Origin of the sequence: Pseudorhizobium banfieldiae, assembly GCF_000967425.1 — a bacterium.
In the GTDB taxonomy this organism is placed as follows: domain Bacteria; phylum Pseudomonadota; class Alphaproteobacteria; order Rhizobiales; family Rhizobiaceae; genus Neorhizobium; species Neorhizobium banfieldiae.
Map to the genome: position 1 here is coordinate 842,577 of NZ_FO082820.1, position 26,305 is coordinate 868,881.

The window sequence follows — 26,305 nt, forward strand, 5'->3', positions numbered from 1 at the left end:
ATTCTTTTTGAATCAACAGCCTCTTGCCTCGCGGCGCCTGTGCGATCATTTTTGTCGGACTGGTGCCGCGAGGATTGCATGAGCGAGTTGTTCAACTTTGGACGGAAATACGATTTCAACGAGATTGTCGCCGATGGTATCGTCCATGGGATCGGCATCGTGCTGGCGCTGATCGGCGTCACGGCGCTGATCTTCTATGCGACCCTCTGGGCCAGCCTCGGCGAGATCGCAGCCGCCTGGGTTTACGGGCTGGGCCTGCTTCTCTGTCTGTCGATCTCGTTTACCTACAATATCTGGCCGCATTCCCGCACCAAGTGGATCCTGCGCCGCCTCGACCATTCGGCCATCTTCATCTTGATCGCGGCGACCTATACCCCCTTCCTTGTGCGCGGCACCCATGACCCGCTGATCCTCTTCATGCTCGTCGCGATCTGGCTCACCGCGATCGGCGGAATCATCCTGAAATGCCTGTTTCCCGGCAGATATGATCGACTGGCGATCCTCCTTTACCTCGCCATGGGGTGGAGCGGCGTCATCGTCGCGGTGCCGATCTCGCAATACCTCCCGACCATCACCGTCTGGCTGATCGTCGCCGGCGGCATCATCTATTCGCTGGGCGTCATCTTCCACGTCTGGGAGCGGCTGCGTTTCCAGAACGCCATCTGGCACGCTTTTGTGGTCGCTGCCTCCGCCGTGCATTACGGCGCGGTGATCACCAGCTTTAGTCTGTCGGGTACCGGATTCTAGCCACGTCGCCGGCACAGGCACCGGTTGCCTGAAGGCTTGCCGCCATGTGCTTGAAGATGGGGCGGAGCAGTTTCACGTCCCAGCGGTGATAGTCGTACTCGAAGAAAGCCGCGGCACCGTCGCAGATCTCGATTCCGTGGACGTAACGGATGATCCCGTCCCCGGACATGTCGAAGGTGGCCGTGCGCGGCTCGATGTTCTTGTAATTCACCCGCCAGCCGTCGGCGACCGCGGCGTCGAGCCGGCCTCTCGCTTCTTCCTCGAATGCCCGTCCCATCAGGATCGTGCCATGGACCCGCAACTGACCGTGCTCGACGGAATAGGTCACTCCGTCCCCGCTGTCGGAGAGAACGGGCTGTTCGGCACCGGGAGGGACGTGGAGACGATAGCCGTACCGCTCGTTCTCATAGGTCCGCCACTGCGCCTCGGCGGTGCTGGCAAGGATGAGCACCATGCCTGCTGCCAGTAAGGATCTGTGCATGTTTCTCCCCAATGGACACTCCGCCAATGCCGGTATAGGGACTGGCATCGATCACCTTACCGGGGCTACAGCATCCATGCCGCTCATCCGCGACGCCAGCGAAGCCGATCTTCCCGCCATCATGGATATCTACAACGACGCGGTGGCCAACACCACGGCGATCTGGAACGACACGCAGGTGGATCTTGCCAATCGCCGCGACTGGTTCCAAGCGCGCCAGGCGCGCAATTTTCCGGTGCTGGTGGCCGATGTCGGCGGCACCGTCGCGGGCTACGCCTCCTATGGCGACTGGCGGGCCTTCGACGGATTTCGCCATTCCGTCGAGCATTCGGTCTATGTCCACAAGGACCATCGTGGAGCAGGCCTCGGCCGCGACCTGATGCAGGCGCTGGTCCGGGTCGCCGGCGAGCGGGACATCCATGTGATGATCGGCTGCGTGGAGGCCGGCAATGCAGCGTCGATCCGGCTCCACGAAAGCCTGGGCTTCCGCAATGTCGGGACCTTTTCCGAAGTCGGCACGAAATTCGGCCGCTGGCTCGATCTCACCTGCCTCGAACTGCGCGTACCGCCGCAGCATCGTTGAGCAGGGTCTAGCCCGGTTCTCCGCCGACATACTGGAAATAGGCCCAGGTGGCGACGAGTGCGGCCACGACGCCAAGCAGGGTGAGGAGTTTCCGCAGGCCCGGGTTGGGCTTCTTCGGCGCCGGCGGCTTCGGCGGCTTCTTGAACTGGACGACGTTCGACATCTTGCTCCCTGCAGCTATCGCTCCCCTCTTACGCGGCAGACGTTAAGGCTTGTCTGATGCAATTCCCAGCGGGAATTGCAGAAACGGCCGCCTGCCCCCCTCGGTGAGATGGCTGGCTTGGAGAGGCGGTGCACCTGTCCTATCTTCCCGCCCTCGTCCATTCCCGCCTGCAAGGGTCATCATGCCAGTCATCGCATCCTTCGTGTACCGCAATGGCAGGCGCGGTGAGCCGCTAACCGTCGATGGAACGCCTCCGCTGCTGGAGGGGCACGACTTCGCCTGGATCGGGCTTCATGAGCCGGTCCCGAGCGAGATCGAGGGACTGGCTGCAACCTACGGCCTCCACCAACTCGCCGTCGAGGACGCCCTGAAGGCTCACCAGGTACCGAAGGTGGAAGTGTATGGCGACCAATTGTTCGTGATCGCCAAGACCGCCCATCTGGAAGGCGACAAGATCCGCTACGGCGAGACCGCCATCTTTGTCGGCCGGCAGCACATCATCACGGTGCGACACGGCTCCGCCCGCGCCCACACCGATCTGCGGTCGCAGCTCGAGGCATCGCCCCAGCTTCTCTCGCAGGGCCCGGACTACGTCCTCCATGCCATCCTCGACTTCATCGTCGACGGCTATCTGCCGGTGGTGCAGGAAATCGAGGACAAGGTGCTGAAGATGGAAAAGCACATGCTTGCCTCCTTCCTGGAGCGCGAGCAGATCCGCCGTCTGTTCAGGTTGCGGCGGCAACTGATCCTCTTCGGGCGCATCCTGGGGCCCATGTCGGATGTTACCGGCAAGCTCGTCCATCTCGATCTGCCCTGCATCGACGAAAACGTCAGGCCGTTCTTTCGCGATGTGCATGATCATGTCAGTCGGGTGGAGGGGATGGTCGGCGGCTTGCGCGAAGTCATCACCTCCGTCTTCGAAGCCTCCAACCTGCTGGAGCAGCAGCGGCAGGGCGCGATCACCCGCCAGCTCGCCGCCTGGGCCGCGATCCTCGCCGTACCCACCGCGATCGCCGGCATCTACGGCATGAACTTCGAGAACATGCCGGAACTGTCGACGCGGTACGGCTACTATGTCGTGATCGCCGTCATCGCCGCCCTCTGCGGCATCCTGTACTACCGCTTCAAGCGGACCGGCTGGCTCTGACGGGGAGGGAGAGGGCGAGGAGGCAGGAACAAGCAGCTGCGTTGTACATCGCAGCGGAACCGCAGGGCGCTCTTCCTGTACTCAAGCTGCAAGCGCTGGGATGCAGTGATAGCGCCTGCTCTGACGATCCGGCAGCGTCAGTCGAATAGCTTCGCGATCACAGCCTGTTCGGCTTCCTCCCACTTGCGGACCACCTCACCGACTTCCTCGATCTCCTCGTCGCTGAGATGGTGGGCGCCTTTCGCGTCGATCCGGCACAGGCTGAACGGCTTGCCAACGCTGGCGGATGTGAGGTCGAGCGCGTGCAGGACGCGCAGCACTGCTGCGCAGCCGAAACGAACGGACCTCTTGCCAAGGCGAAAGTGGGAGAGCAGCGAACCCGCCTGCTGGGCCATGGCTGCACCGCTGCCGATGGCGTGAAAGCCGATATCGGCGTAGTGCCCGATCATGCCGGAGGGCGTGATTTCGATGATCCACGGCTCGCCGTCTCGCCACCCGGCGGCCATGACATAGGCCGATGGCGTGCCCCCGCCTTCCTCTCCCGGCACGTCGGGGATGAAGGTATCGTAGTGATGGCGAAGGATCGGTAGAACCTGTGCCTGCAACGCACGACCGATATCGGGTGCTTCCAAGATCGCCGCGCTCTTCTCGTTGAAACAGCGCTTTACATCCGTCAGCACCGATCGCGCGCCACTGCCGCCCCAGGCCGCCGTATCGCCCAAGGGGTGAAGCTTCTCCGCGGGATATGTCATGCCGCGCCCCTTGTCGGTGATCTGCGAGTCCGAGCCGATCACCACTCCATCTTCGCAAACGGTGGCAAGCACGACAGTCATGTAGCAGTCCTTTCAAGCTATAGGTGTCTTGGACATTCCTGTCGGAGCCGTATCGGTGGTGGCTCGGACATTCATGCCGTGACGGCAAGACAATAGGGCCGGTCGCATTGTCAGCCCCACCTATACGCCTTCGGCCCCCGCGGCGTTCCATTTGACAACCCGTTTGCGCCGCGATGTCGCCGACAGGCCCTTAATCGGCGGTCGCAAGCAGACACTGTGGGAGGATGGCGTTGCACTTTCGTACGCCACGGGCTGGGGCGCTGACGACGCCACACTATGCGGACGAGAGCCCGGCAGCAGCGGGTGAGGGGAGCCAGCCCAAATTTCCGAAGCGCCTTGCCGGTTCCGGCCGGCCAACGTGATAGCCCTGGATCTGGTCGATTCCGTATCGATGCATCAGTGTCCCCTGCTCCGCGGTTTCCACGCCTTCGACGAGGATCCTGAGGCCGCGATGGCGCAGGAGGCTGATGATGTCGCGCATCATCCTTCGTCCGCGCTCCGTCTCGCAGTCGTGAAGGAAGGAGCGGTCGATCTTGACGGTGTCGAACTCGATCATCCGCAGCCACGACAGCCCGGCAAACCCAGTGCCGAAATCGTCGAGCCAAATCTGGACGCCCAGTCTCTTCAGTTCGCTGATGCAGCGAACCACGTCCGTGTCAACGTCCAGTTCGACGCCTTCGGTGATCTCGAACGCCAGGCGCGTCCCGACCAGGCCGTATTCCGCCAAGGTCGCTGCCACGTAGGTTGAAAACCCGGGCATCTTCAGTTCGCTTGGGGAGACATTGACGCTGGCGACCTTGACCTTGTTGGTGGCGAGCATCTCCTTGCAGACCGTGCGGATGGCCCAGCGACCGAGTTCGATGATCGCGCCTGTCCTTTCCGCGACCGGGATAAAGGTCCCTGGCATGATGGACGTGCCGTCGGGCATCTTCATGCGCATCAGGGCCTCTGCGCCGTCCAGGGCGCCCGTCTGGACGTTGCGGATCGGCTGGTAGACGAGGGAGACGAGGCGCTGCTCGAGCGCGATCCGCAGGATGGCTGCGATATTCTCGCTCTCGTCGCCGTGCTGCGGATCTTCGGGATCGAAGACCTTCAGGCAGTTGCGGCCATTGGCCTTGGCGGCATAGAGGGCCCGGTCAGCCTCGTGGATGATCTTCTCCAGCTGTTTGGTCTGGGCGCGGGTATTGGACACGCCGACGCTGACGGTGACCACGGAGGTGCCGTCGCGCCGGCAGGTGTGAGGCCATGCCATCGCATGGACCGCGGCGCACAGATCCTCTGCAAGCCGGATCGACTGATCGGCGTTGTCTATTCGCAGGATAAGGATGAACTCCTCACCCCCGTAGCGGCCGATCACGGCGCCATGGGAGGCGGCAATTTCTGCGAGTCTCTTGGACACCGCGATCAGGCAGCGATCGCCCTCCTGATGTCCGTAGAAATCATTGTAGCGCTTGAAGAAGTCCACATCGACGAGCAGCACCGAAAAACATTGGTCCCGGCCTTGCCAGTCTTGCCAATGGAGACGCAATTGCTGGTCGATAGCGCGGCGGTTTTCCAGGCCCGTCAGCGAATCCGTGTGCGAAAGCTCAAGCAGTGCCTTGCCGCGTTCATCGGCTGCCTCCTGCTGCAGGCGCGCTTCATAGGCATTCAGGAAGACCTTGTAGCGTTCCCGGTTCAGCTGGAGGTTCACGTAACTGGTGAAGATGAAGCACGAAATGCAGAATGCGCCCAGGATCAGCTTGTGGAGGAGCAGCATCGGTTCGAAGAGGTAGAGCGCACCGATGAAGATCAAAAGGTTCGTCGCTGACGACGCGAGGGCGAGCGGAAAGCGGAAGCTGAAGAACAGGTTGACGCTCATCATGAAGATGGCGCCGAATGCCATGTAATACGAAAATGCGTCGAGGGCGCCGGTCATGTTGGCTGTCACAAGCCATACGACGTAACCCGCAAGCACCGACAGTGCAGCCCAGAGGTCGAGCGCGTCGGCCGAGACCTTGAGGCGCAGGAGAAGCTCCAGAACGCAAAGCGCAGTGATCCCGACGATCAGCCGGCCTGCGATCGTGTTCGATGCGACGTCGGGAATGAAGAGATAGTCGGTTCCCGAATAGGCGATGTACGAAAAGACTGCGACCCACAGACCATGCCGTGTCGTCCTCTTCCGTACGTCCTCGCTTTCCTGTCGGTACAGGCTGCGCATCTGCTCGGTCGACAGCGTCGGCCGGACAGTGGGCACACTCGTATCGGTTAACACGTGCATCATGCCCTGTTTACCCAATATGGTTCGGCTGCGCCTGATGCACACCCTTGGCTCGCAATGAGGAGGTTAGTTGCCTCAGACATTCATGAAGGCAACCATGATCGGTCTCCTAGACGCGGCCTGGGCGCGATTATGCGCAAAAGGGCTTAACGGTTTCCAAACTTCTTCAGGAGTGGCGGTTGAAGATGATGCTTCCGACCTTGACGTCACTGGAAATACTGCAGATTTTAAGAATCGGATTCATTATCGGTTAATCATGAGGTGTGCGTGGCCGAGCCTTTGTTTTCTCTCGATGGCGAAAGCCTGATCACCCCCCAATCCGTCAGCAGACAAATTCTGGTGGAACACAAGGATGGCGACGCGGATCGGCTGCTCGCCGCCGAGGCCGACTTTGCGCTGATCATCAGCATCGCTATGCAGAGGTTCGAGGCCGGCAGGAACGTGCCGGACGCGGTCAAGTGGTTGATCACGCAGATGCATGAACTGCGGCACAAGTCTGGCCCGGTTGTCTGGCAGAAGCTGATCCCGATCATTCAGGCCCATCCGTCTGCAAGGATCATGCAGCAGTGCCCTTTCACCCGCTGGTCCTATGACAAGCCACGCGGATATTCCGGCGATGCCAGCCTGATCGACTTCATCTATGGCCATCCTGACGTTGCCGACGAGGTGGCGAAATCCACGCCTCAGGGATTGAGCATCTTCGAATACACCATCAACGCGCCGGGCCCAGTCGCCGTTCGGGAGAGGCGGGACATCCTGACGCGCTACGTGGACGAGACTGCTGCGCGGACAGGGCCGGGAACCGAAATCCTGACGGTCGCCGCGGGCCATCTGCGGGAAGCGGAGAGGTCGCAGGCGTTAGGTGAGGGCGCCATCAAGCGATGGGTCGCACTCGACCAGGACCCGCTGAGCATAGCCACGATCGCGGGCCAGTTCCCGGACACCTGCATCGAACCCGTCGACGGGTCCGTGCGTGGCCTGCTTGGCAAGAAGTACCGGCTGGGCTCGTTCGACCTGATCTATGCAGCTGGCTTGTACGATTACCTGTCCGACAAGGTCGCCATCCGCCTGACCGAGGTCTGCATGGATATGCTCAAACCAGGTGGCCTCTTCCTTTTCGCCAACTTCTCCGATGAGATGGCCGACGACGGATACATGGAATCCTACATGAACTGGGAACTCCTGCAGCGGTCGGAGCAGGACATGTGGAGGGTCGCCAGCGCAAGCACGGATACAGCATCCGTCGACATCGATGTCTGGTTCGGCACCAATCGCAACATCATCTACAGCACCATCCGGAAAAAGGCGTGAAGACAGGCAAGCCTTGATGGGCGTTTCCTGTCTGAGCACTTCTGCGCATCATCCGGCCGGGCGAGCTGCGGGATACTGAGGAGGCGGGGGCTTCCCCGCCTGCCGCTATTTGATCGGCTCGAACACCATCGAATGGCCATTGATGCAGTAGCGCAGGCCGGTCGGCGGCGGGCCGTCGGGGAAGACGTGGCCCAGGTGCCCGCCACAATTGGCGCAGCGCACCTCGGTGCGGACCATCCCGTAGGACATGTCCCTGTGTTCCGTCACCGCCCCTGGCTTCACCGGCTCGAAATAGCTCGGCCAGCCGCAGCCGGCATCGAACTTGGTGTCCGAGACGAACAGCGGCTCGTCGCAGGCCGCGCAGCGGTAGAGACCCTTTTCCGTGCTGTCCCAATAGGGTCCGGTGAAGGCGCGCTCGGTGCCGTGTTCGCGCAGGATGCGATACTGTTCCGGCGTCAGCTGTTCGCGCCATTCGGCATCGGTCTTCTGGATGCGGGGAGTGCTGGTGTCTGTCATGGGAGAACCTTTCTTCGACTAAAGATAGGTTGCGCGCCGCCTTCCGAAAAGCCTCAACTATTTGTGGGTTGACCGTTAATGGCTTGAGGCAGCGGATTCTTTGTCCTAAGTGGTGTGGGCTTACGTCCGCTGGGGGCGATCCGCAAAAGAAACGGGAGACGAAATGGCCGAGAAAACGGCATTGACGTTCTTTTGTCTTATGCTGCCATTTCTGGCCGCCATCCTTGCGCCGTCCGCGATCGGCCGGCTTGGCCATGCAGCCTCCTGGGTCCTGGCGCTGGCGCCGTTCTTCGCCTTCCTCCACTTCCTGACCTTCCTTCCTGAGATCGCCGACGGCGGCGTGGTGACCGGCGGCTATGCCTGGGTGCCGAGCCTCAACCTCTCCTTCTCGTGGTTCCTCGACGGTCTTTCGCTGACCTTTGCGCTGCTGATCACCGGCATCGGCACGCTGATCGTGCTCTATTCGGGCGGCTACATGAAGGGCCATCCGCAGCAGGGGCGCTTCATCTGCTTCATCCTGCTCTTCATGGGAGCGATGCTCGGGCTCGTCGTCTCCGACAGTTTTCTGATGCTCTTCGTCTACTGGGAGCTCACCTCGATCACGTCCTTCCTGCTGATCGGCTTCGATCACGAGCGGGAGGCTGCGCGCCGCTCGGCGCTGCAGGCGCTGGTGGTGACGGGTCTCGGCGGGCTGTCGCTGCTGGCAGGCCTCATCTTCCTGTGGAACATGACGGGCGTCACGCAGCTCTCGCTGCTCGTCAATGTCGACGACACGCTGCGCAACAGTCCCTTCTATCTCGCGGCGCTTTTGCTGCTTCTCGGCGGCGCCTTCACCAAGTCGGCGCAGTTCCCGTTCCATTTTTGGCTTCCAAATGCCATGGAGGCACCGACTCCGGTTTCCGCCTACCTGCATTCCGCCACCATGGTGAAGGCAGGCGTCTATCTTTTGATGCGGCTGAACCCGGTCATGGGCGGCACGGCGGCCTGGGAAATCCTGCTGCCCTTCTTCGGCGGTGTCACCCTGATTGCCGGTACGCTGCTTGCGATCCGCCAGACAGACCTGAAGCTGATGCTGGCCTATACGACCATGGCCTCGCTCGGCCTGCTCGTCATGCTGACCGGCTTCGGCACGCCGCATGCGGTGGAAGCGGCCGTACTCTATCTCGTTGCCCACTCACTCTTCAAGGGCGCGCTCTTCATGGTCGCCGGCCTCGTCGACCATGAATCCGGCACGCGCGACGTGACGAAGCTTGGCGGCCTGCGTGGGGACATGCCGATCACCTTCGCCGCGGCACTTCTCGCGGCGCTCTCCATGGGTGGCCTGCCGCTCTTCCTCGGCTTTCTCGCCAAGGAGGAGATCTACTATGCACTTGCCCATGGCGACCTGCGCTCGATCCTCTTCACGCTGGTGGCGATCGTCGGCAATGGCCTGATGTTCGTGATCGGCTTCGCCGTGGCGCTGAAGCCCTTCCTCGGGCCGCATGTGGAAACGCCCAAGCATGCCCATGAAGGGCCGCTGCTGATGTGGCTCGGCCCGGCGCTTCTCGCGACGTTCGGCCTGTTTGGCGGCATCCTCTCAAGCGCCACCCACCGCTTCATATCGACGCCGATGGCAAGTGCCGTCGCCGGTGAGCCGACCCTCGTCGAGATCACTACGATCCCGCACATCGGCATGCCGCTGCTGCTCTCGATTGTCACCGTTGCCTTCGGTGTCCTCGTCTATCTCAAGCTCGACCAGGCCCGCGACTTCATGGTTCGGGTGCTGGCGGCGATCGGCAGCGGTCCCGATCGCGGCTTCGACCACTTCGTCGCCGGTCTCGTGCGCATTTCGGTCGCGGTGACCCGCGTCGTGCAGCCGGGCCGCCTGGAGATCTACATCACCGTTACCTTCATCCTGCTGGCATTAACGCTGCTCGTCCCGCCGTTCGTCTACGGTGAACTGCCGGACATGCCGCAATGGCCGTCCGATGTCCTCTTCCACGAATGGGCGTTCTTCGTGCTGGCGGTGATCGGACTCGTCGCGGTGCTGCGGGCCAGCGACCGCCTGACCGCGATCGTCTCCCTCGGCATTCAGGGCTTCGCCGTTGCGGTGATCTTCCTGCTGTTCGGTGCGGCCGACCTTTCCTTCACGCAGTTCATGGTGGAAACGCTGTCGGTCGTCATCCTTGCACTGGTCATGACCCGGCTTCGGCTGTCGCCCCGCGACCACCGTCCGCTCGGGCAACTCCTGTTCGACACGGTGATCGCCGTCTCCTGCGGCCTCGGCTTCGCCCTCCTGCTGATGAAATCCACCCAACTGCCGTTCAACACGGCGCTGACGGAGTTCTTCAACGCCTATTCCAAGATCATTGCGCACGGCGCCAATGTCGTGAACGTCATCATTGTCGACTTCCGCGGCACCGATACGCTTGGCGAGATTGCCGTGGTGATGATCACCGGCCTTGCCGTGCTCGCCCTCATCCGCGTGCGCCTGCGCAACCCGCTTCCCGAAACGGCTGATACTCAAGTCGAGTCTCCGGTGAAGGAGCCCGCCCGATGAACACGCTCATCCTGCGCACCGTCGCCCCGCCGATCACGGCCCTGATGCTGGTCTTTTCCGTGTTCGTGCTCCTGCGCGGCCATAATGAACCGGGCGGCGGCTTCATCGGCGGGCTGATCGCCGTTTCGGCGCTTGCGATCTACGGCATCGCCTATGGTGTGTCGGCTGTCCGACGGGCCATCCGTTTCCATCCCCTGGCCATTGCCGGCTTCGGCCTGCTTATCGCCACGCTGTCCGGCTTCCTGTCGCTTCTCGTCGGCGCACCCTTCATGACCGGCTTGTGGATCTATCCGAGCTTCTTCGGCGTGGAACTGGCGCTCGCCACCGTGATCTCCTTCGACATCGGTGTCTACTTCGTGGTTCTCGGCGCGATTTCCTCGATCGCGCTCGCGCTTGAGGAAAGGGAGACGGATTGATGGAAGCGATCTTCTCGATTCTGATCGGCGTCTTCTTCGGCGCCGCCGTCTACCTGATGCTCTCCAAGCACAGCGTTCGAATCCTGCTGGGCATCGCCATCCTCGGCAATGGGGTCAACCTCTTGCTCTTTACCGCCGGTCGCCTGACGCGCGAAGTGCCGCCGATCATCCCGGGCGGCATGGACGTCCTGCCGGCCGGTGCCGCCAACCCGTTGCCGCAGGCCCTGATCCTCACGGCCATCGTCATCTCATTCTCCTTCTTCGCCTTCCTGCTCGTGCTGACCTATCGCGGCTATCAGGAACTCGGCACCGACAATACCGACGAGATGCGGCTTGCCGAGCCGCAGAACGAACCCGTTCCGCCGCTCGGTTACTGACAGGACACACTGACGGATGGCCGCAACCACTTCCGCCCCTATCGATCTGTCCGCCGCCATGGTGATGGCGCCGACGCCTGTTGCCGATTGGCTGGTGATCGCCCCCATAGGCCTGATGATCGCGCTTGGCGCCATCCTCGTCATGGTCCGCCACAGGGTGCATCTGCATGGCTGGATCGCCATTCCCGGCCTGGTGGCGCTCGTCGTGCTCGACAGCCTTCTGCTCTGGCGCGTCGCCCATGCCGGGCCCTTCACCATGACCGCCGGCCGCTGGCTGCCGCCCTTCGGCATCTCCTTCACGGCCGATCTCTTGGGCGCACTCCTGGCGCTTGCGTCCGCGCTCGTGGCGCTCGCCGCCGGCATCTATGCCCTGCGCGACATCAACACGACCGGCCGCCGCTACGGCTTCTTCCCGTTCCTGATGCTGCTGATGGCCGGCGTGACCGGCGCATTCCTGACGGGCGACATCTTCAACCTCTATGTCTGGTTCGAGGTGCTGCTGATCTCCTCCTTCGGCCTGCTGATCCTGGGATCGGAGCGTGAGCAGATCGATGGCGCGCTGAAGTATGCCATTCTCAATCTCATCGGCACGACGCTTTTCCTGATTTCGGTCGGCTATCTCTACGCCATCTTCGGCACCCTCAACATGGCCGACATTGCCCGCCAGGCGAGCGCGCATGCGGACACTGCCCCGCTCATGACACTGAGCGCGCTGTTCATCCTTGCCTTCGCCATGAAGGCTGCCGCCTTCCCGGTGAACTTCTGGCTTCCTGCGTCCTACCACACGCCGCGCATCGTCGTCGCGGCGCTGTTTGGCGGCCTCCTTACCAAGGTAGGCGTCTACGCGCTGATGCGGGTCATGGTCATGCTCTTTCCGCTGCAGCGGGAGGAGTTGAGCTTCGTCATCGCCGTCTCGGCTGCGCTCACCATGGTCATCGGCGCGCTCGGCGCGCTGGCGCAGAACGACCTTAGGCGCATGGCCGGCTTTGCAGTGATTGCCGGCATCGGCAACGTGATGGCCGGCATCGCCATCGGCGGCACGGCCGGCACAGGCGGCGCTATCCTCTATGCCCTGCACTCGATCGTCGCGATGACAGCGCTCTATCTCCTGGTCGGCGAAGCGGCCCGCATCGGCGGTTCCTGGTCCCTCCAGACGCTTGGCGGCATCTACCGCCAGGCGCCGTGGGTGGCTGCGGGCGCCTTTGTCATCTTCTTTGCGACCGCCGGCCTGCCGCCTTTTTCGGGACTCTGGCCGAAGATCGTGCTCTTGAAGGCGGCGCTCGACATCGGCGCCTGGTGGCTCTCGGCCGCGATCCTCGTCTCCGCGTTCCTGATCACGCTGGCGCTCGGCCGCGTCTTCCTGCTCGCTTTCTGGCGGCCGAGACCGGGCGGTGATGCAGCCGAGCCCGCGGCCGCCGTCGCCGCACCGCTCGCTGCGGGGGCGTGGGAGCGCTCCGGGCCGCTTGCGGGGCTCGTCCTCCTTCTCGTCTTCTTCGGCCTGTTTCCGGAAGTGCCGGTACGGCTGTCCCAGGCGGCCGCCTCGAGCCTTGCCGATCCGGCCGCCTATATCCAGTCGGTCTTTCCGGCAGGAGGTGTCGAATGACGACCTATATCTTCAACGTCCTCTTCGCGGTCATCTGGGTGGCGATCACCGGTAGCGCCACCCTTGTCAACCTGGTGTTCGGCTTCTTTATCGCGACGATCGCGCTATGGATCGTGCGTGGCGAGATGGGCGGGCCGCAATACTGGCTGCGCGTTCGCCGCATCCTGTCTCTGCTTCGCCTTTTCCTGAAGGAACTCGCGATGTCCGCCATCCGGGTCGCGATCATGGCCTTTAGCCCGAGACTTGATCTGAAGCCGGGCATATTCGCCTTCCCGTTGACGGTCGACCGGGATTTCGAGATCACGCTGCTCGCAAACCTCATCACGCTGACGCCCGGCACGCTTTCGGTCGACGTCTCCGCCGACAGCAAGGTCCTCTACGTGCACGCGCTCGATTGCTCCGATCCCGAGGCGGCGAGGCGTGACATTGCCGATGGATTCGAACGCAAGATCCTGGAGGCCTTCCGCTGATGACGGCCGACACCATCACCCAATTCGCCGTCTATGTCGGCCTCCTCGTCCTCGGTGCTTCCTTCCTGTTGACCGTCTGGCGCGTCATCAAGGGCCCGACCCTGCCCGACAGGGTCATCGCGCTCGACATGCTGGTCGGCATCGTCATGGGCTTCATCGCGCTGATCGCCATCCGCACCGGTTTCACGCTCTACATTGACATCGCCATCTCGCTCGGCCTGGTCGGCTTCCTGGCGACCGTAGCCTTCGCCCGCTTCATCCTGTCGCGAAAGCGCCGGGGAGGGGAGGACGGTTCTCCTCCCGAGCCGGTCAAGCCGGAGCTGAAGCCTGTGACGCAGGACGCGTCAAAGCCTGCCGCGGTGAAGAGCCGCGCCAAGGACCGGCCTTCCCCCGGGGCAGTTCCAGACCCTGTTCCAGAGCGGACTGCAGCTAGGATCATGCCCGTGGTTGCCGATGCAAGCCCGGCAGAAGCGCCGGCCAAGCCTGCCACCCGCAAGGCGGATGCGACCAAGGCCAGCGCCGCAAAGGTGAAGATCGCCAAGGCCAAGGCAGCGGGCAAGGCGGCGGTCGCCGCGGAGGCGGCTGCGGGCCGGGCCAAGGCCACGAAGCCCCGTGCGGCAACCAAGCCCACCAAACCCGCCAAGCCGGCAAAGAAGGGCACGCCGTGATGGACATCCTGTTTGCGCTCGTCACCGCCGCACTGATACTGGTCGGCGCCGTCTTCGTCCTTGCGGCTGCCCTCGGTCTCAACCGGTTCCCGGATCTCTATTCCCGCATGCATGCTGCGTCGAAGGCCGGTACGGTCGGATCGGCGCTGATGCTGATCGCCGTCGGCATCCATGCCGCCGATCTCGCCATTCTGGCGCGCTCGTTCGCCGGCTTCTTCTTCTTCGTGCTCACTGCCCCGGTCTCGGCACATCTGCTTGCCAAGGCTGCGCACGAGACTGGCTATCCCCTGTCGGATATCTCGGTACGGGATGACATGAAGAAAGATCAAGTTAAGCTTTAATACTACCTATTTTTCTGGGTGATTTATTGCGACACCGATGTGACAAAAGCTCACATGGCATCGCTACTTGTGGTAAATTTGGAAAATATTGCCTCCGCTTGAACTTCATCCTTGGAGTTTCCATTTACTTGGTGCTACGGGAGTAACGGCCAAGTGTGATGCTTGCATGAAGATGCATGTCCCGATTCGGAGACGAGGCATTCCTTTATTGCAAAGGTTCTCCTCCGGATTTCATCTTCCTGCAATGCGTTGAGGCTCTATTGCGGTGCGGGCCGCAAGCGAGCGGGCATCTTGCGATGCCTCACCTCTGGCGATGTCCATAATGTACTGTGGCGCGGTTTTGCTTTGGACGCGTCACGACAACGATAAGAAAAGACAGGAGACGTCCAAATGACAGATGTGGCACCGATCAAGGGAGATAGTCTCCTGGTCGAACTGACGGCAGATATCGTCGCGGCCTATGTTAGCAATCATGTGGTTCCGGTGGGCGAATTGAGCCACCTCATTTCCGACGTCCATGCGGCGCTCAACAATACCTCGACTCCGACTCCCGTCGCTGCGGTCCCGGAGAAGCCGAAGCCGCCCGTGCCGATCAAGAAGTCGATCGAGGAGGATTACCTCATCTGTCTGGAAGACGGGCAGAAGTTCAAGTCTCTGAAGCGGCACCTGATGACCCACTACAACATGACGCCCGATGAATATCGCGAGAAGTGGGGTCTCCCGGCCGATTATCCGATGGTGGCGCCCGCCTATGCGGAAGCCCGTTCCCGTCTCGCCAAGCAGATGGGGCTCGGACAGCGCCGCAAGCGCGGCAAGTAAGCGCGACTGCCATACTGGGACCTGAAGGGTCGGAAGCATTGCTTCCGACCCTTTCCTTTTTGGGGGCAGGCGGGGATAGAGGAAGGAAAAAATTCACATCATGTTTGGCGGAAGCGGTGAAATGTGATGGGAAATCAGCTGCAGGTGCGCTAAAGCCTCATTTTCCTTATCCCCCTTTGCACCCAAGGATGTACGAATAAATTCCTATTCGAGGAGTTGTCATGTCATCCGAAAGAACTTTTCAGTCCGGTGCTTCCGGTCCGCCCCTGCCTCCCACAGAGGTGCGCTGGCCTCCGCACCGCATCCACTCGCTCCCGCTCAGGACCACGTGTCGCATCGTCCGGCAGGTGGTGGGAGAGATGGTCCTCCTGTTCGGCGACCGCGTGCTGCTCCGGCGCGACCGCCGCCGGCTGGCCTGCCACGTCCGGCAGATCGCCATGTATGTCTGCCATGTCGCGCTAAGGATATCGCAGACGGATATCGGCGATGCTTTCGGCCGCGACCGCACCACGGTGCGCCACGCCTGCCATGTGGTCGAGGATCGCCGCGATGACCCGGTCTTCGACGATTTCATCTCCGCCATCGAGCGCATCGTCGTTGCGGTCTTCGGCACGCTGGAGGTTGCCGCCCATGACGGATGAGTGGACCAAGAGCGAGATGCGCGACCTGCAGCGCCTGCTTCGCCGCCTCCTGCGCGGCCCCTGCGAGTTCAGCGCCGGGGAAGGTGATATGCTTCGCCTTGTCGACCTTCCAGGTGCCTTTCCCGCCGCCCTTATAGCGCGGGCCGAGCGTCGTGGCCTGCTGGTCAAAGGCGCCGGGAGACTGGCCGCAACCGGCGCGACGGCCGCCTTCCTGCGGCGCGCCCTCCTGCCCGAGGATGCCTTTGCAGGGCAGCACCGGATCGAGGTCGAGGTGTCCGTGGACTATGAAGGCCAACGACAGTCCGCGCGACGAAACCTCGCGGAATCCCCTCTGTCGCTGCTGGCGCGCCTCAAGGACCGGACCGGACAGGACTTCTTTCCCGAAGAGGCGCGGCAGGCGGGCGAGCGGCTTCTGTCGGACTTCCACCGGGCGCAGTTGCGCCCGCGCGTCACTGCCACATGGGAGCCATGGCTTTCCAGCCGTGGCAAGGGACAGGCAGGCGGACAGGCGGAACTGGCCGATAGCGCCATCGCTGCCCGCCAGCGTTTCTCCCGCGCCGTCGAAGCGATGGGACCGGAGCTTTCCGGCGTCGCCGTCGATGTCTGCTGCTTCGAGAAGGGTCTTGAGACAGTCGAGCGGGAGCGGCAGTGGCCGGCGCGTTCGGCCAAGCTGATGCTGCGGACGGCGCTGCTGGCCCTCGCTCGTCACTATGCGCCGCCGGCGCCGCAGCGCCGCACCAGCCACCATTGGGGAACCGAGGGCTATCGCCCGCCGCTCTCCCAACCATGAGCCTCAGGCCGCCGCCTTCAGTCGCGCCTCATCGCGGATGCGTTTGACCATGGAACGCAGGCCGTTGGCGCGCTGCGACGACAGATGCTCCACGAGACCGATGCGGTCGAAGATCTCGATCGCGTCGGTCCGGGCAATCTCGGAGGCGTGCTTGCCGGAATAGACGGCGAGGACGATCGCCACCAGCCCGCGCACGATATGGGCATCGGAATCACCTTCGAAGGTGAGGACAGGATCGGCGCTGCCATCTTCCGGATGGCTGACGAGCCAGACCTGGCTGGCGCAGCCTTGGACCTTGTTCTGGGCGGTACGCTTCTCCTCCGGCAGTTCCGGCAGGGCCTTGCCCAGTTCGATCACGTACCGGTAGCGATCCTCCCATTCGTCGAGGAAGGCAAAGTCGTCGATGATCTGCTCGAGCGTCGCCATGGAATGCTCCATCCATCCTTGTCTTAGCACGCATATAGGAAGGTTCGGCGCCGGGGTGAACAGAAAAAAAGCCGTGAGGCGAAAACCTCACGGCTCAGCAAAGGCTGAAGTCGGGCAGGCAGTCCGGCGCCGGAACCGGGACAATGGTCTCCGGCGCAAGAGGTGAATATCCGAAGGCGGTAGCCGGGTCAGTTCTGCGCCGGTCGCTTCATGGGGAGCGGGACTGTGGTGGCCGGCGCCACAGCGGTCTCGGCCGGGAGAGGGCGGGTGGAGGCGGTCGTCAAGGGCCTTTCCGGCATGGGCTGCGGGTTTGCAACCTCAGCCACCGCCGGCGTATCGTCGGCAAACTGCTTGTCCAGCAATTCGAAGGCAACGCGGGCGCCTTCCTTGGCGCGCTGCCCGAGAACGGCGATCGATTCGGCGCCCTTTTCGCAGACCTGCGGCTTCTCGATGCAGATGGCGCTCAGATACTGATAGGCCTGCGCGGCGGCACTGACGGCATCCTGCATCTCGATCTGCTGGCTGCCGCTCACCTCGGCAACCGGCCGGCCGCTGAAGTAGGAGAGCCCCACCAGCACCATCGCAAATGTCAAACCGGTCTTGATCAGAAACCACATTTCTCTGTCCACCACCCGTGAATGCCCAAATGCCCTGAATGCCTTTGGGACCGCCGGGTCGTTCCCGGTCTTGACGCCAACCTAGCCGCGAGAAGCAAATCCGCCTTTGACGCCGGTCGGCAAATTTTCGCGGTATTTATCTAAAATGCGATCTTTTCTCCCGTTGGGGTGGCAGTCGGCAGCATTCGTCGCAAATCCTGCCGTCGACCGTTAAGCATAATTGCGGCGCTTCGGCGGAGTTCCCTGTGCTTTCTCCGCCCGTGCTTGCCGCAATTCTTAACGCGATAGGGAAAATGCAAGCAAATCCGACGCTTACGCCCCGTTAACCACGAGCGGAAAAGGCTCGCCCAAGGCGTGTCAAAACGGGAAACCGGGGGCTTTCGGGGTGGTTGGCGGCACCTGCTTTTATACTTTCCTTAAGCCGGCGGGCGGTAATGTCGGGCGGTATTAAACGGCGTCAGGGTATTGCGTGCGCACAGTTGCTGAAATGGCTGGAAAGGCGGTCGCGGAGATCGATCGGACCGCCGCCCGCTGGCTGGAAAGCCTCGGGCAGCCACAGGAAAACCGCGCCCGCGACGTCGCCCTCTTGCGCATGATGCTCCTTTGCGCCGTCGCGGCGGCCCTTGCTGCCCCGATCGCGCTTGGGCTCGTCCTGCCGGCGTCGCTCGCTCTTCCGGTCGGCGCCACGCTGGTCGTCGCCGTCTTCCTCGCGCTCGTCGCTGCAACCTTCGCCTTCGCCCGGACACCGGCCGTGGCCGATAGCCTCGTGAGCGCCGACACACTCGTCTTCGATGCCTGCCCGGGCCTGTCGCTGATGCTCGACGCCCGCGGCATGGTGACGAAATGCGGTGGCCGCGACCGAGCGGGTTTTCCGCCAGTCCTGCAGGAATCCTGCGGCCAGCGCCTTGCCGAACTCGTCCACGTTTCCGATCGCATCGCTCTCATCCATGCCCTCGACACGCTTCGCCAGGGCGCCGATGCGGCTTCCGCCTCGGTTCGGGTCCAGGGCCTCTACAGCGCTTCGGAAGGGCGACAGTTCCTGCACCTCGGCCTTGAGTTGACGGCCTTGCGTCAGGCGGATGGCGAGCTTTCCGCAATCTTTGCGCAGCTGCGCGACATCTCGGCCGACGAAGCCCTGCGCCGCGAGGCCGCCGAGCGTGTCTCGGAGGCACATTCCGCCCATGAGGCGAAGTCGCGCTTCCTCGCCGCCGTCAGCCATGAGCTCCGCACGCCGCTCAATGCCATCCTCGGCTTCTCGGATGTGCTGGCCGGCGAATATTTCGGCCGGCTGGAGAACGACCGCCAGAAGGAATATGTCGGCCTGATCCGCCAGTCCGGCGCCCATCTCCTGTCGCTCGTCAACACCATGCTCGACATGAGCAAGATCGAGGCAGGCCATTACGAACTCCTGGCCGAGCCGTTCGGTGTCGCCGATGTGGTGGAGTCCTGCCGGGCCATGCTCGACCTGCAGGCGAGGGGCAAGGGCGTCACCCTGACCGCGCGCACCGCCAAGGGGCTCGGCGATGTCGTCGCCGACCGCCGGGCCGTGAAGCAGATCCTCATCAACCTTGCCGGCAACGCCATCAAGTTTACGGGCGACGGCGGGATCGTCACCATCGATGCGGCGCAGTCGGGCAGCGACTTCGTCCTGACCGTCAGCGATACAGGCATCGGCATTCCCGCCGAAAAGCTGGAGCTCCTCGGCCGGCCCTTCATGCAGGTCCAGGACGGCTTTACGCGCGAATACGAGGGAACGGGGCTTGGGCTCGCGCTGGTGAAGGGACTTGTTGCATTGCACGGCGGACGGCTACATATCAGGAGCACGGCCGGCGAGGGGACCGTGGTCACCGTCACGCTTCCCGCAGACGGTCGTGGGATCGGCGCGCCCGGCGAGGCGGGAGAGGCTTCGTCCGTGGAGTTTCCCCCACGCCTGCGCAATGCCGCCCGACCGGCCATGAAGGACGTACAGGACATAGAGAATGACGACGCCGCGAAAGCGAAAATCGCCTGACAGGAAGAAGAAAGCCCAGGAACCAGGTATCCTGTCCCGGCTTTTCCAGGCAACGGGGCGGATGGCGGCGCGTCATCCGCGCGTGGTCCTTGGCGTCTCCGGCTTTGCCGTAGTCTTCGGCTTCGTGGCAGCAAACGCCCTCTGGTACCAGCCGTCCAACCACCCGTCGCCCTTCCTTGCGACCCGAGATCCGCAAGATCCGAACGGCATTGCCGGCTATCGCCCCGCGCGCCCGGTCCCGCCACAGGACATAACCACCTTCCGCATCGCCCGCGACGAAGCGACCGGCGCGACCCACGCAATGCCGGAACCGGTTTCTCCGGGGGCGGCCCCTGCGGCGACTGCCGGCCCGCCGCGTGAACTCGTGGCCGAGGTGCAGCGCCAGCTTACCCGCCGCGGCCTCTATCAGGGGGGCGATGACGGGCTTGTCGGTCCGCAGACGACGGCGGCCATCCTGTTCTTCGAGGAGGCCGAAGGCCTGCCGCAGACCGGCGAGGCCACGCCTGCCCTGCTTGCGGCACTCAGCGCAGCACCCCAGCCCGCGGCAGAGATCATGACGGCCTCGGCCGAGCCTTCGTCACCGGAGGTGGTTGCCGTCCCCAAGATGCGGCCGCGTGAGGATGTGAGCCCGACCATCGAGGATCCCGTCGCAGCCGCGATCCGTGCGGCAGAACAGGGCCGCGGCAGTGCCTCTCCCGCATCGCCCCGACCGTCATCCGCCGGCGAAATGGCCGCGGCCATTCCGGCATCCGGGGACCTTGTGGTCCAGATACAGCGCGGCCTCTCGAACATCGCCTATACCGACATCACCGTCGATGGCGTTGCCGGTGCCCAGACCAAGGCGGCGATCCGCCGTTTCGAGAAGCATTACCGGCTTCCGGAGACCGGCGAGCCCAACGAACTGGTGCTCAAGAAGCTGAAATCGATCGGCGCGCTCTGAAATCCGTGGCGCGGCCAGGCTCGTCCCGCTCTCGGCTATCAACCGGAGAGAACCATGCGTATCCGTTCCGATATCTTCGTCTCCGCGCTGATGCGCCGCGTCTTTTCGGCGGGCGGTTTTGCGGCGATCGAGCACAAGGGGGCGGAGGCAGCGGGCGCCGTTTTTATCCGGCAGCGGTTCCGGGACGGCACGGAAACACTTTACGCGCCGGCGCCACAGAACGTCTTCGAGGATGCCGGCGATGCCACCGAGCGGCGCTTCGAGAAGCGGCTGGAGCGGCAGGAGCCCGCCCGCATCGCCGAGCATCTGAGCGGCGAGAGGCGCTTCGACAGCGATCTCTGGGTGGTGGAACTGGAAGCGGACGACATCGACGGTCTCTTCGCCGTCGTCGACGCAGGCTGAACGGTCAGGCCTGGCGGCGCAGCACCGTCCTTGACCGCAGCGGCCGGCTGCCCCACTGGTTTGCCGGTGCATCCTGTTGCGTCGGGGTGGCAAACTCGCTCTCCCGGGCCGTGTAGCCGTCTGCGCGCCGCCATGCCTCAACGCGGCGGCCGCACTCGTCCGCATCGAGTGCGTTCCACAGGAATTCCCCGCGCGGGGTGGCGTTCACCGGATTGGCGAGATGCGGGTAGAAGCGCTCCAGCACATGCAGCGCGTCGGTCCGCTCCATACCCAGTGCCTTCAGCGTCGTGGCCAGCTGCTGGCCGGAAATGTCGAGAAGGATGCGCTCGGCGAGCCAGCGGCTGGTGGACAGGCTGTCGGCCAGGACGCTGGCGAACATGCCGCCGTCGCGGCTGCGGGCAAACCGCACCAGCAGCGCCTCCTGGACCGGGCTCAGCGTCCTCAGGCCGAGCCGATCGTCGTCGCTGCGATGCGCATGGTTGGCGAGCGCCTTGATGCGCTGGCGCAATTCCTCTTCGCGCCAGCGGCGCTCCGCCTCATGGGCGGCCGCGGCCGAAGGCGAGGGCGCATCCTCGACCTCGCCGGTTGCGCCGGGCGGTGCCGCCGGCCGATCCTGTCGCAGGCTCACCAGGGCATCGATCACCTTGGGAGATAGGTTCTCGCGGCGCACGATGGCCCGCACATGGGCGGCACCCTGCGTGCGGGCGACCGCAATCAGCGTATCGTCGTCGAGGCAGGGCGACGAGGCAAGGAAAGGCGCCGCGATCGCGATCGGCTGGCTGGCAATGAAGAAGACGACCGTAGGCGGCAGGGTAGGAGACCTGGAAAGGGCTGCGACAGCCTGGCGCCTTGCCTCCTCGCTGGAAGCGGAGAACAGCGGCACGAACAGTTCCGCGAACTGTCTCAGCTCGTTTCGCGATGGATGCGGCAAGGCCTCGAAACTGGTTACCGTGGCCATCAGAACCACATCCTTCCTGCGCATGGCAGAGGGCCTTTCAAGATCTCGAAACTGGTCCGTCACGGCCACACTCACGTTACGCAATACACTGTCGCGGCAGAAACTCCGGTGACGTCCCGGCGCCGGGCACTCGCCCTCGCTCCAGGCATACCGGACCGTCATGGTAAACCGAACGGTAACTGGCCACGGTTAATGGCGGGTGAATCTGTCCTGGACCGGTACGTCTCTCCTCAGAATTTCAGGTGTGAGCATTTTGCCACGCTGCCGGCCTTTCACGCTCCCAGGTCGGCGGTAGCGCCGTGAGGCTTTATTAGCATTAACGAATGGTTTACCCAGAATCGGCTGAATGGACCTGTTCGCAGCTGAAAGAGCACCTTCGGGGATCCCGGGAGCCGCTGCGGGTCGTGGTTGGTGTCGGTGGTGCGTTGCGCATCGGCGAGAAAGGCGCAGATGCCCGCTTGCAGGGATGCGTCGGCCTCTTGTGAGGCAGGGTGAAGCTGGACCGTCTTTCATCCGTCTCGAATTGTCAGGAGACGAGCATGGCAGAAATAGTGATACTGAAAAGTTGGCGCGACCGGCAGCCGAGGCGCGCGGAGATCCGCATCGGCAAGGCGGAAGAAATGGTCTCCGGCCAGCTGCTTCTGTTTACCGGCATTCGCTACGAGAGGCTGGAACAGGCTCCTCCCTCGCTTGGCGCTCTGATGGTTCTGGAGCAGGGCCAGAACTGACCCTCGGCCTTGGAAGATTTCAGAACTGCTGGCGCGGTCGCCAGTCGAACGGTGCGCAGACGGCTTGCGACAGGAATTCCGTCGCCGCCGCGTTGAAACTCCGCTGCGGCACCATGGTCCGCAACACCATGTAGCCGTCGGCCTGCTGGGTCTCCACCAGGATCGCCTCACTGATCGGCTCCGGCAGCGCCTTGCGCAACAGAGTCAGCTGGACCGGGGTTGCCAGGACGACATCGAGGACGCCATTAGAGGCGGTACGGTCGTTGATGCTGAAGACCTCGTTGGAGCCGGCGTCGTAGATGCCGAGCGACCAGAACGGCACGTCCCCCCGCGCATAGATCCGGATCGGCCCCTGAGAGATGTCGTAGGCACAGACCGAAAGTTCCACGAGCGGATCGTCCTGCACCAGCCCGGCGCGGTCGCGGATGTCGGGCAGCCGGTGGAAGCTGTGTCGCTCCCCTTCTGCAAGCACGCGCGTATAGGCATCCTTCTCGCTGAAATAGGGAAGCGACAGGATGATGATGAAGTGCAGCAGCGCGGCCCCGAGCAGCCCCGTGACGATCGCGAGAGCCAGCTTAAGCATCGCGGCATCCGGTCTGCTGGATGGACGGCATGGAGAGGTCGATCAACCCGGAACTGCCGGCTGCGGGCGTGTCCAGCAGCGTCAGCCGCAGTCGCAATCGACGGTCGCCGGGAACGGCAAGCCAGTTGCCGGGCTTCGCATCGGCCGAAACCTCGATTTCGAAGGAGCCGTCCGCATGGCGCAGGATGGCACGGGAGTTGAGCGCGACCGGAAGTCCTGCATCCTTGGCCTTTCTCATCGTCTCCGTCCGCACGCTGTGCAGGGTCCACAGCCGTGTCGGCGGGGTATGGCCGGAAATGCGATAGGAGCAATCGCCCCGCAACGCAGCACCGCTGTCGTCCACGTTGGCGGTAAACTGCAGGCCCTCTGCCGTGGCATAGAGCAGCGCGCCGGCGCTCGCCCGGTGCGATTTCGCGTAGGGGTCAGCCGCAGCCGTCTGGGCGTTCGGAAAGGCTTCCCAGGCTCCGAGGCGGATGGCGCCGAAACCGGCGGTCGCCTCAAGGGCCCGGAGCGTCGACCAGATGCCGCCGCCGAAGGCAATGGCAAGCGCGATGGCGACAAGGAATGGCACACGAAACACGGAAAGGCTGCCCTCGATGATTGCGGTCGAGGGTTACCACTGATTCCCCCGGAAAGGAACGCCCCGGCTACCGCACCGGCGCTGCGACAGGCGTGGCCTCGACCGCACCGGTAACGGTGGAATCGGCGACCTTGGCTGTTGCGGGCAGAAGCGGGGCTGCCGCCTTCAACTGGTCGGCGATCCTGCGCAGGACGCGGGTGGATTCCGCCGACATGGAGCGCGGCCTCACCAGCGGCGGAAGCGCCTCCTCGCCCTCCGGCTTCTGGGCGACGACCGCATCCTTTTTCTTCTCGCTCTCGGGGAAGGGGGTCTCGATGCCCGGGATCGGCTTCAGCTCGATGCCCTGGTGGGCATAGTCCATCAGCTTCTTGAAGGTCATCGCCGGCAGCGAACCGCCGGTCATGTTGTTCATCGGCGTGTAGTCGTCATTCCCGAACCAGACAGCCGCCGTGTAATTGCCGGTAAAGCCGACGAACCAGGCGTCGCGATAGCTTTGCGAGGTGCCGGTCTTGCCGGCCGTCAGGACCCCGTCGAGCGCTGCCCGTCGTGCGGTGCCGTTATAGGGAATGTTGGTGAGGATCCGGTTCATGGACGACGTCGCCTGCTCCGAGAGCACGCGGCGCGGCGGTGGCTCGTCGCGCTGGAAGTCGTAAAGCACCTCACCGCCATAGCCCACCACCTGCGCGATGCCGTGGCGGCGCGACTGCAGCCCGCCTGCCGGCATCACCGCATAGGCCGTCGCCTGGTCGAGCACGGTCACTTCGGAGGTGCCGAGCGGGATAGTCTTGTCGGTCCTGAGCGGCGTCTCGATTCCCATGTCCTTGGCAAGTTGGGCGATCCGCTCGGTTCCGAGTTCATCCTTTGCCAGTCGCACCGGCACGGTATTGTAGGATTGCGACATCGCCGTCATCAGCGTGACCCGGCCCTTGTAGGAGCGGCCATAGTTCTGGGGCGACCAGCCTCGCCATGTCACGGGTGCGTCGGAGACCACAGATTCCGGCGTAAAACCCTTCTCCATGGCGGCCGCATAGGTATAGAGCTTGAAGGAGGAGCCCGGCTGCCGCAGCGCCCGCGTCGCGCGGTTGAACTGGCTCTCGCCATAGTCGCGCCCGCCGACCATGGCGCGCACGGCGCCGCCGTCCTCGACCAGCACCAGCGCGCCCTGCTTGGAGCGATAGCTCTCCCCATATTCCCGCAGACTGGATTCGACCGCGGCTTCCGCCGCCTGCTGCAGGCCCATGTCCAGCGTGGTGCGGACGATCACCGAGCGCTCCTTGAGCTTGCCCGTCTTTGCCAGACGCTGGACCTCGTCGAAGGCCCAGTCGAGGAAATAGTCCGGTGCCTTCACCTCGGCGCGGTCGATGACGGTGGCGGGGCTGCGCCGGGCGCCGATCACCTGTCCCTCGCTCATCATGCCGCCCTGTACGAGGTTGGTCAGCACCTCGTTGGCGCGGGCGCGGGCAGCCGGCAGGTTGACGTGGGGCGCATATTTCGCCGGCGCCTTGAATAGGCCGGCCAGCATGGCGCTTTCGGCAAGGTTCACCTCGGTGATGTTCTTGCCGAAGTAGAACTGCGATGCCGCCGCCGCACCAAAGGTGCCGCCGCCCATGTAGGCGCGGTCGAGGTAATAGGCGAGGATCTCCTTCTTGGAGAGGTTGGCCTCGAGCCACAGCGCCAGGAAGGCTTCCTTGATCTTGCGCTCGAAGGAGCGCTCATTGGTCAAAAACAGGTTCTTGGCGAGCTGCTGCGTCAGCGTCGAGCCGCCCTGGACGACGCCACCCGCCTTGGCGTTCTCGTTCATCGCCCGGGCAAGCCCGAAGAAATCGATGCCGAAATGGTCGAAGAAACGGCGGTCCTCGGTCGCCAGAACCGCCTTGATCAGGTGGTCCGGCAGCTCGTCGATCGGCACGGAGTCCTCGTGGATGATGCCGCGATGGCCGATCGTGTTGCCGTAGCGGTCGAGGAAGGTCACGGCGAAATCGCCACGATTGCGCCAATCTTCCTTGGTTTCCTCAAACGCGGGCATGGCAAGCGCGAGCAGCACGACCGCGCCGGCCGTGCCGAGCGTCATGGCTTCGCCGGCGAGTTCGAAGACGGCCTTCTTCCACCCACGGACGCGGAACCGGCGGAAGAAGATGGTGATCTCTTCCCAGATTTCGCCGAGCCGGAAGCCGAGGTTCCAGACGGTGGAGTCGATCCAGGAATCGATGCGCAGCAGCAGGTGGCGCTTCTTGGGCTGCTGCTTCTGGCTGTTTGTCGGATCGTCCTGCACCGTGTATCCCCCGATCGTCATGCCGGTTGCTTGACGTCGCCATCATGAGCGGCCAGAGCAGCGGGCATGCATAATCAGCATTAGCT

28 protein-coding genes and 1 pseudogene are annotated in these 26,305 nt (G+C 63.5%); 18 read left to right on the forward strand and 11 right to left on the reverse strand.

Annotated elements, in window-relative coordinates; translation table 11 throughout:
- The first annotated feature begins 78 nt into the window (after positions 1 to 78).
- Entirely contained in the window at positions 79 to 747 is a 669-nt protein-coding gene (gene trhA / locus NT26_RS04005; RefSeq protein ID WP_052637520.1) for a PAQR family membrane homeostasis protein TrhA, read from the forward strand.
- Here trhA and NT26_RS04010 read toward each other — a convergent pair.
- Positions 722 to 1,228 carry a hypothetical protein gene (locus tag NT26_RS04010; protein WP_152338569.1) on the reverse strand — a complete coding sequence of 169 codons (507 nt, stop codon included), beginning with the start codon at positions 1,226 to 1,228 and terminating at the stop codon, positions 722 to 724. The genes trhA and NT26_RS04010 overlap by 26 nt on opposite strands.
- A gap of 76 nt (positions 1,229 to 1,304) precedes the next feature.
- Here NT26_RS04010 and NT26_RS04015 point away from each other — a divergent pair, with 76 nt between their 5' ends.
- On the forward strand, positions 1,305 to 1,811 hold the full coding sequence (locus NT26_RS04015; protein ID WP_052641848.1) for a GNAT family N-acetyltransferase: 507 nt from the start codon (positions 1,305 to 1,307) through the stop codon (positions 1,809 to 1,811).
- A gap of 7 nt (positions 1,812 to 1,818) precedes the next feature.
- Here NT26_RS04015 and NT26_RS22990 read toward each other — a convergent pair whose 3' ends face one another.
- Entirely contained in the window at positions 1,819 to 1,974 is a 156-nt protein-coding gene (locus NT26_RS22990) for a hypothetical protein (RefSeq protein ID WP_172974121.1), read from the reverse strand.
- 181 nt (positions 1,975 to 2,155) lie between these two features.
- On the opposite strand from NT26_RS22990, the gene corA reads away from it, so the two are divergent.
- Entirely contained in the window at positions 2,156 to 3,121 is a 966-nt protein-coding gene (corA, locus tag NT26_RS04020) for a magnesium/cobalt transporter CorA (RefSeq protein WP_052637524.1), read from the forward strand.
- Between the two features lie 137 nt (positions 3,122 to 3,258).
- Here corA and NT26_RS04025 read toward each other — a convergent pair whose 3' ends face one another.
- Positions 3,259 to 3,954, reverse strand: a complete 696-nt coding sequence (locus tag NT26_RS04025) for an Ntn hydrolase family protein (protein WP_052637526.1) — start codon at positions 3,952 to 3,954, stop codon at positions 3,259 to 3,261.
- Between the two features lie 274 nt (positions 3,955 to 4,228).
- Complete coding sequence (locus tag NT26_RS04030) at positions 4,229 to 6,211, reverse strand: putative bifunctional diguanylate cyclase/phosphodiesterase (protein WP_052641851.1); 1,983 nt, start codon at positions 6,209 to 6,211, stop codon at positions 4,229 to 4,231.
- A gap of 267 nt (positions 6,212 to 6,478) precedes the next feature.
- On the opposite strand from NT26_RS04030, the gene NT26_RS04035 reads away from it, so the two are divergent.
- Positions 6,479 to 7,522 carry a class I SAM-dependent methyltransferase gene (locus tag NT26_RS04035; RefSeq protein WP_052637528.1) on the forward strand — a complete coding sequence of 348 codons (1,044 nt, stop codon included), beginning with the start codon at positions 6,479 to 6,481 and terminating at the stop codon, positions 7,520 to 7,522.
- A gap of 105 nt (positions 7,523 to 7,627) precedes the next feature.
- On the opposite strand, the gene msrB is transcribed toward NT26_RS04035, so the two are convergent.
- Positions 7,628 to 8,038, reverse strand: coding sequence for a peptide-methionine (R)-S-oxide reductase MsrB (msrB, locus tag NT26_RS04040; protein WP_052637530.1), 411 nt, complete (start codon positions 8,036 to 8,038; stop codon positions 7,628 to 7,630).
- 163 nt (positions 8,039 to 8,201) lie between these two features.
- On the opposite strand from msrB, the gene NT26_RS04045 reads away from it, so the two are divergent.
- The 10 genes and pseudogenes from NT26_RS04045 to NT26_RS04090 all read left to right on the forward strand — a co-directional run bounded on the left by NT26_RS04045 (position 8,202) and on the right by NT26_RS04090 (position 16,702).
- Positions 8,202 to 10,577 carry a putative monovalent cation/H+ antiporter subunit A gene (locus NT26_RS04045; protein ID WP_082077628.1) on the forward strand — a complete coding sequence of 792 codons (2,376 nt, stop codon included), beginning with the start codon at positions 8,202 to 8,204 and terminating at the stop codon, positions 10,575 to 10,577.
- A complete protein-coding gene (locus NT26_RS04050; RefSeq protein WP_052637532.1) occupies positions 10,574 to 10,993 on the forward strand; it encodes a Na+/H+ antiporter subunit B in 420 nt (139 codons plus the stop codon). The genes NT26_RS04045 and NT26_RS04050 overlap by 4 nt, the downstream gene beginning before the upstream one ends.
- Entirely contained in the window at positions 10,993 to 11,370 is a 378-nt protein-coding gene (locus tag NT26_RS04055) for a Na+/H+ antiporter subunit C (protein WP_052637534.1), read from the forward strand. Before NT26_RS04050 ends, NT26_RS04055 begins: the two co-directional genes overlap by 1 nt.
- Before the next feature lie 16 nt (positions 11,371 to 11,386).
- Complete coding sequence (locus NT26_RS04060) at positions 11,387 to 12,973, forward strand: Na+/H+ antiporter subunit D (RefSeq protein WP_052637536.1); 1,587 nt, start codon at positions 11,387 to 11,389, stop codon at positions 12,971 to 12,973.
- Positions 12,970 to 13,443: a Na+/H+ antiporter subunit E gene (locus NT26_RS04065; RefSeq protein ID WP_052637538.1), complete on the forward strand. Its 474-nt coding sequence runs from the start codon at positions 12,970 to 12,972 to the stop codon at positions 13,441 to 13,443. Before NT26_RS04060 ends, NT26_RS04065 begins: the two co-directional genes overlap by 4 nt.
- A pseudogene (locus tag NT26_RS22640) lies at positions 13,443 to 13,712 on the forward strand (cation:proton antiporter); the annotation flags it as partial. The gene NT26_RS04065 and the pseudogene NT26_RS22640, both read left to right, overlap by 1 nt.
- A gap of 398 nt (positions 13,713 to 14,110) precedes the next feature.
- Positions 14,111 to 14,452, forward strand: a complete 342-nt coding sequence (gene mnhG, locus NT26_RS04075) for a monovalent cation/H(+) antiporter subunit G (protein WP_052637541.1) — start codon at positions 14,111 to 14,113, stop codon at positions 14,450 to 14,452.
- A 390-nt stretch (positions 14,453 to 14,842) separates the two neighbouring features.
- Positions 14,843 to 15,271 carry a Ros/MucR family transcriptional regulator gene (locus NT26_RS04080; protein WP_052637543.1) on the forward strand — a complete coding sequence of 143 codons (429 nt, stop codon included), beginning with the start codon at positions 14,843 to 14,845 and terminating at the stop codon, positions 15,269 to 15,271.
- Between the two features lie 221 nt (positions 15,272 to 15,492).
- Complete coding sequence (locus NT26_RS04085) at positions 15,493 to 15,912, forward strand: helix-turn-helix domain-containing protein (protein ID WP_152338570.1); 420 nt, start codon at positions 15,493 to 15,495, stop codon at positions 15,910 to 15,912.
- Positions 15,902 to 16,702 (forward strand): DUF6456 domain-containing protein, encoded by an 801-nt coding sequence (locus NT26_RS04090; RefSeq protein ID WP_052637546.1) that lies wholly within the window; start codon positions 15,902 to 15,904, stop codon positions 16,700 to 16,702. The genes NT26_RS04085 and NT26_RS04090 overlap by 11 nt, the downstream gene beginning before the upstream one ends.
- 3 nt (positions 16,703 to 16,705) lie before the next feature.
- Here NT26_RS04090 and NT26_RS04095 read toward each other — a convergent pair whose 3' ends face one another.
- A complete protein-coding gene (locus tag NT26_RS04095; protein WP_052641854.1) occupies positions 16,706 to 17,128 on the reverse strand; it encodes a SufE family protein in 423 nt (140 codons plus the stop codon).
- A gap of 188 nt (positions 17,129 to 17,316) precedes the next feature.
- A complete protein-coding gene (locus NT26_RS04100; RefSeq protein WP_052637547.1) occupies positions 17,317 to 17,745 on the reverse strand; it encodes a DUF5330 domain-containing protein in 429 nt (142 codons plus the stop codon).
- Between the two features lie 487 nt (positions 17,746 to 18,232).
- On the opposite strand from NT26_RS04100, the gene NT26_RS04105 reads away from it, so the two are divergent.
- From NT26_RS04105 to NT26_RS04115, 3 genes are read left to right on the forward strand one after another with little or no spacing between them, the layout of a single operon-like run.
- Positions 18,233 to 19,756 (forward strand): sensor histidine kinase, encoded by a 1,524-nt coding sequence (locus NT26_RS04105; protein ID WP_052637548.1) that lies wholly within the window; start codon positions 18,233 to 18,235, stop codon positions 19,754 to 19,756.
- Positions 19,725 to 20,696, forward strand: a complete 972-nt coding sequence (locus NT26_RS04110) for a peptidoglycan-binding domain-containing protein (protein WP_052637549.1) — start codon at positions 19,725 to 19,727, stop codon at positions 20,694 to 20,696. The genes NT26_RS04105 and NT26_RS04110 overlap by 32 nt, the downstream gene beginning before the upstream one ends.
- 54 nt (positions 20,697 to 20,750) lie before the next feature.
- A complete protein-coding gene (locus NT26_RS04115; RefSeq protein WP_052637550.1) occupies positions 20,751 to 21,098 on the forward strand; it encodes a DUF1491 family protein in 348 nt (115 codons plus the stop codon).
- A gap of 4 nt (positions 21,099 to 21,102) precedes the next feature.
- Here NT26_RS04115 and NT26_RS04120 read toward each other — a convergent pair whose 3' ends face one another.
- A complete protein-coding gene (locus tag NT26_RS04120; RefSeq protein WP_082077794.1) occupies positions 21,103 to 22,119 on the reverse strand; it encodes a DUF2336 domain-containing protein in 1,017 nt (338 codons plus the stop codon).
- A 476-nt stretch (positions 22,120 to 22,595) separates the two neighbouring features.
- Here NT26_RS04120 and NT26_RS04125 point away from each other — a divergent pair, with 476 nt between their 5' ends.
- Positions 22,596 to 22,784, forward strand: coding sequence for a hypothetical protein (locus NT26_RS04125; protein ID WP_052637552.1), 189 nt, complete (start codon positions 22,596 to 22,598; stop codon positions 22,782 to 22,784).
- Positions 22,785 to 22,803: 19 nt separating this feature from the next.
- Here the strand turns inward: NT26_RS04125 and NT26_RS04130 are convergent, their stop codons facing one another.
- The 3 genes from NT26_RS04130 to NT26_RS04140 form a co-directional block, all read right to left on the reverse strand.
- Positions 22,804 to 23,367: a DUF1254 domain-containing protein gene (locus tag NT26_RS04130; RefSeq protein ID WP_052637553.1), complete on the reverse strand. Its 564-nt coding sequence runs from the start codon at positions 23,365 to 23,367 to the stop codon at positions 22,804 to 22,806.
- Positions 23,360 to 23,947 (reverse strand): DUF1214 domain-containing protein, encoded by a 588-nt coding sequence (locus NT26_RS04135; RefSeq protein ID WP_052637554.1) that lies wholly within the window; start codon positions 23,945 to 23,947, stop codon positions 23,360 to 23,362. The genes NT26_RS04130 and NT26_RS04135 overlap by 8 nt, the downstream gene beginning before the upstream one ends.
- Positions 23,948 to 24,014: 67 nt before the next feature.
- Positions 24,015 to 26,240 (reverse strand): transglycosylase domain-containing protein, encoded by a 2,226-nt coding sequence (locus NT26_RS04140; protein WP_052637555.1) that lies wholly within the window; start codon positions 26,238 to 26,240, stop codon positions 24,015 to 24,017.
- Positions 26,241 to 26,305: the final 65 nt, after the last annotated feature.

What these genes read in the sequence shown, in the direction of transcription:
- trhA (WP_052637520.1), top strand. Translation starts at nt 79, where the DNA reads ATGAGCGAGTTGTTCAACTTTGGACGGAAATACGATTTCAACGAGATT.
- NT26_RS04010 (WP_152338569.1), bottom strand. Translation starts at nt 1,228, where the DNA reads ATGCACAGATCCTTACTGGCAGCAGGCATGGTGCTCATCCTTGCCAGC.
- NT26_RS04015 (WP_052641848.1), top strand. Translation starts at nt 1,305, where the DNA reads ATGCCGCTCATCCGCGACGCCAGCGAAGCCGATCTTCCCGCCATCATG.
- NT26_RS22990 (WP_172974121.1), bottom strand. Translation starts at nt 1,974, where the DNA reads ATGTCGAACGTCGTCCAGTTCAAGAAGCCGCCGAAGCCGCCGGCGCCG.
- corA (WP_052637524.1), top strand. Translation starts at nt 2,156, where the DNA reads ATGCCAGTCATCGCATCCTTCGTGTACCGCAATGGCAGGCGCGGTGAG.
- NT26_RS04025 (WP_052637526.1), bottom strand. Translation starts at nt 3,954, where the DNA reads ATGACTGTCGTGCTTGCCACCGTTTGCGAAGATGGAGTGGTGATCGGC.
- NT26_RS04030 (WP_052641851.1), bottom strand. Translation starts at nt 6,211, where the DNA reads ATGCACGTGTTAACCGATACGAGTGTGCCCACTGTCCGGCCGACGCTG.
- msrB (WP_052637530.1), bottom strand. Translation starts at nt 8,038, where the DNA reads ATGACAGACACCAGCACTCCCCGCATCCAGAAGACCGATGCCGAATGG.
- NT26_RS04045 (WP_082077628.1), top strand. Translation starts at nt 8,202, where the DNA reads ATGGCCGAGAAAACGGCATTGACGTTCTTTTGTCTTATGCTGCCATTT.
- NT26_RS04050 (WP_052637532.1), top strand. Translation starts at nt 10,574, where the DNA reads ATGAACACGCTCATCCTGCGCACCGTCGCCCCGCCGATCACGGCCCTG.
- NT26_RS04055 (WP_052637534.1), top strand. Translation starts at nt 10,993, where the DNA reads ATGGAAGCGATCTTCTCGATTCTGATCGGCGTCTTCTTCGGCGCCGCC.
- NT26_RS04060 (WP_052637536.1), top strand. Translation starts at nt 11,387, where the DNA reads ATGGCCGCAACCACTTCCGCCCCTATCGATCTGTCCGCCGCCATGGTG.
- NT26_RS04065 (WP_052637538.1), top strand. Translation starts at nt 12,970, where the DNA reads ATGACGACCTATATCTTCAACGTCCTCTTCGCGGTCATCTGGGTGGCG.
- mnhG (WP_052637541.1), top strand. Translation starts at nt 14,111, where the DNA reads ATGGACATCCTGTTTGCGCTCGTCACCGCCGCACTGATACTGGTCGGC.
- NT26_RS04080 (WP_052637543.1), top strand. Translation starts at nt 14,843, where the DNA reads ATGACAGATGTGGCACCGATCAAGGGAGATAGTCTCCTGGTCGAACTG.
- NT26_RS04085 (WP_152338570.1), top strand. Translation starts at nt 15,493, where the DNA reads ATGTCATCCGAAAGAACTTTTCAGTCCGGTGCTTCCGGTCCGCCCCTG.
- NT26_RS04090 (WP_052637546.1), top strand. Translation starts at nt 15,902, where the DNA reads ATGACGGATGAGTGGACCAAGAGCGAGATGCGCGACCTGCAGCGCCTG.
- NT26_RS04095 (WP_052641854.1), bottom strand. Translation starts at nt 17,128, where the DNA reads ATGGCGACGCTCGAGCAGATCATCGACGACTTTGCCTTCCTCGACGAA.
- NT26_RS04100 (WP_052637547.1), bottom strand. Translation starts at nt 17,745, where the DNA reads ATGTGGTTTCTGATCAAGACCGGTTTGACATTTGCGATGGTGCTGGTG.
- NT26_RS04105 (WP_052637548.1), top strand. Translation starts at nt 18,233, where the DNA reads ATGGCTGGAAAGGCGGTCGCGGAGATCGATCGGACCGCCGCCCGCTGG.
- NT26_RS04110 (WP_052637549.1), top strand. Translation starts at nt 19,725, where the DNA reads ATGACGACGCCGCGAAAGCGAAAATCGCCTGACAGGAAGAAGAAAGCC.
- NT26_RS04115 (WP_052637550.1), top strand. Translation starts at nt 20,751, where the DNA reads ATGCGTATCCGTTCCGATATCTTCGTCTCCGCGCTGATGCGCCGCGTC.
- NT26_RS04125 (WP_052637552.1), top strand. Translation starts at nt 22,596, where the DNA reads ATGGCAGAAATAGTGATACTGAAAAGTTGGCGCGACCGGCAGCCGAGG.
- NT26_RS04130 (WP_052637553.1), bottom strand. Translation starts at nt 23,367, where the DNA reads ATGCTTAAGCTGGCTCTCGCGATCGTCACGGGGCTGCTCGGGGCCGCG.
- NT26_RS04140 (WP_052637555.1), bottom strand. Translation starts at nt 26,240, where the DNA reads ATGACGATCGGGGGATACACGGTGCAGGACGATCCGACAAACAGCCAG.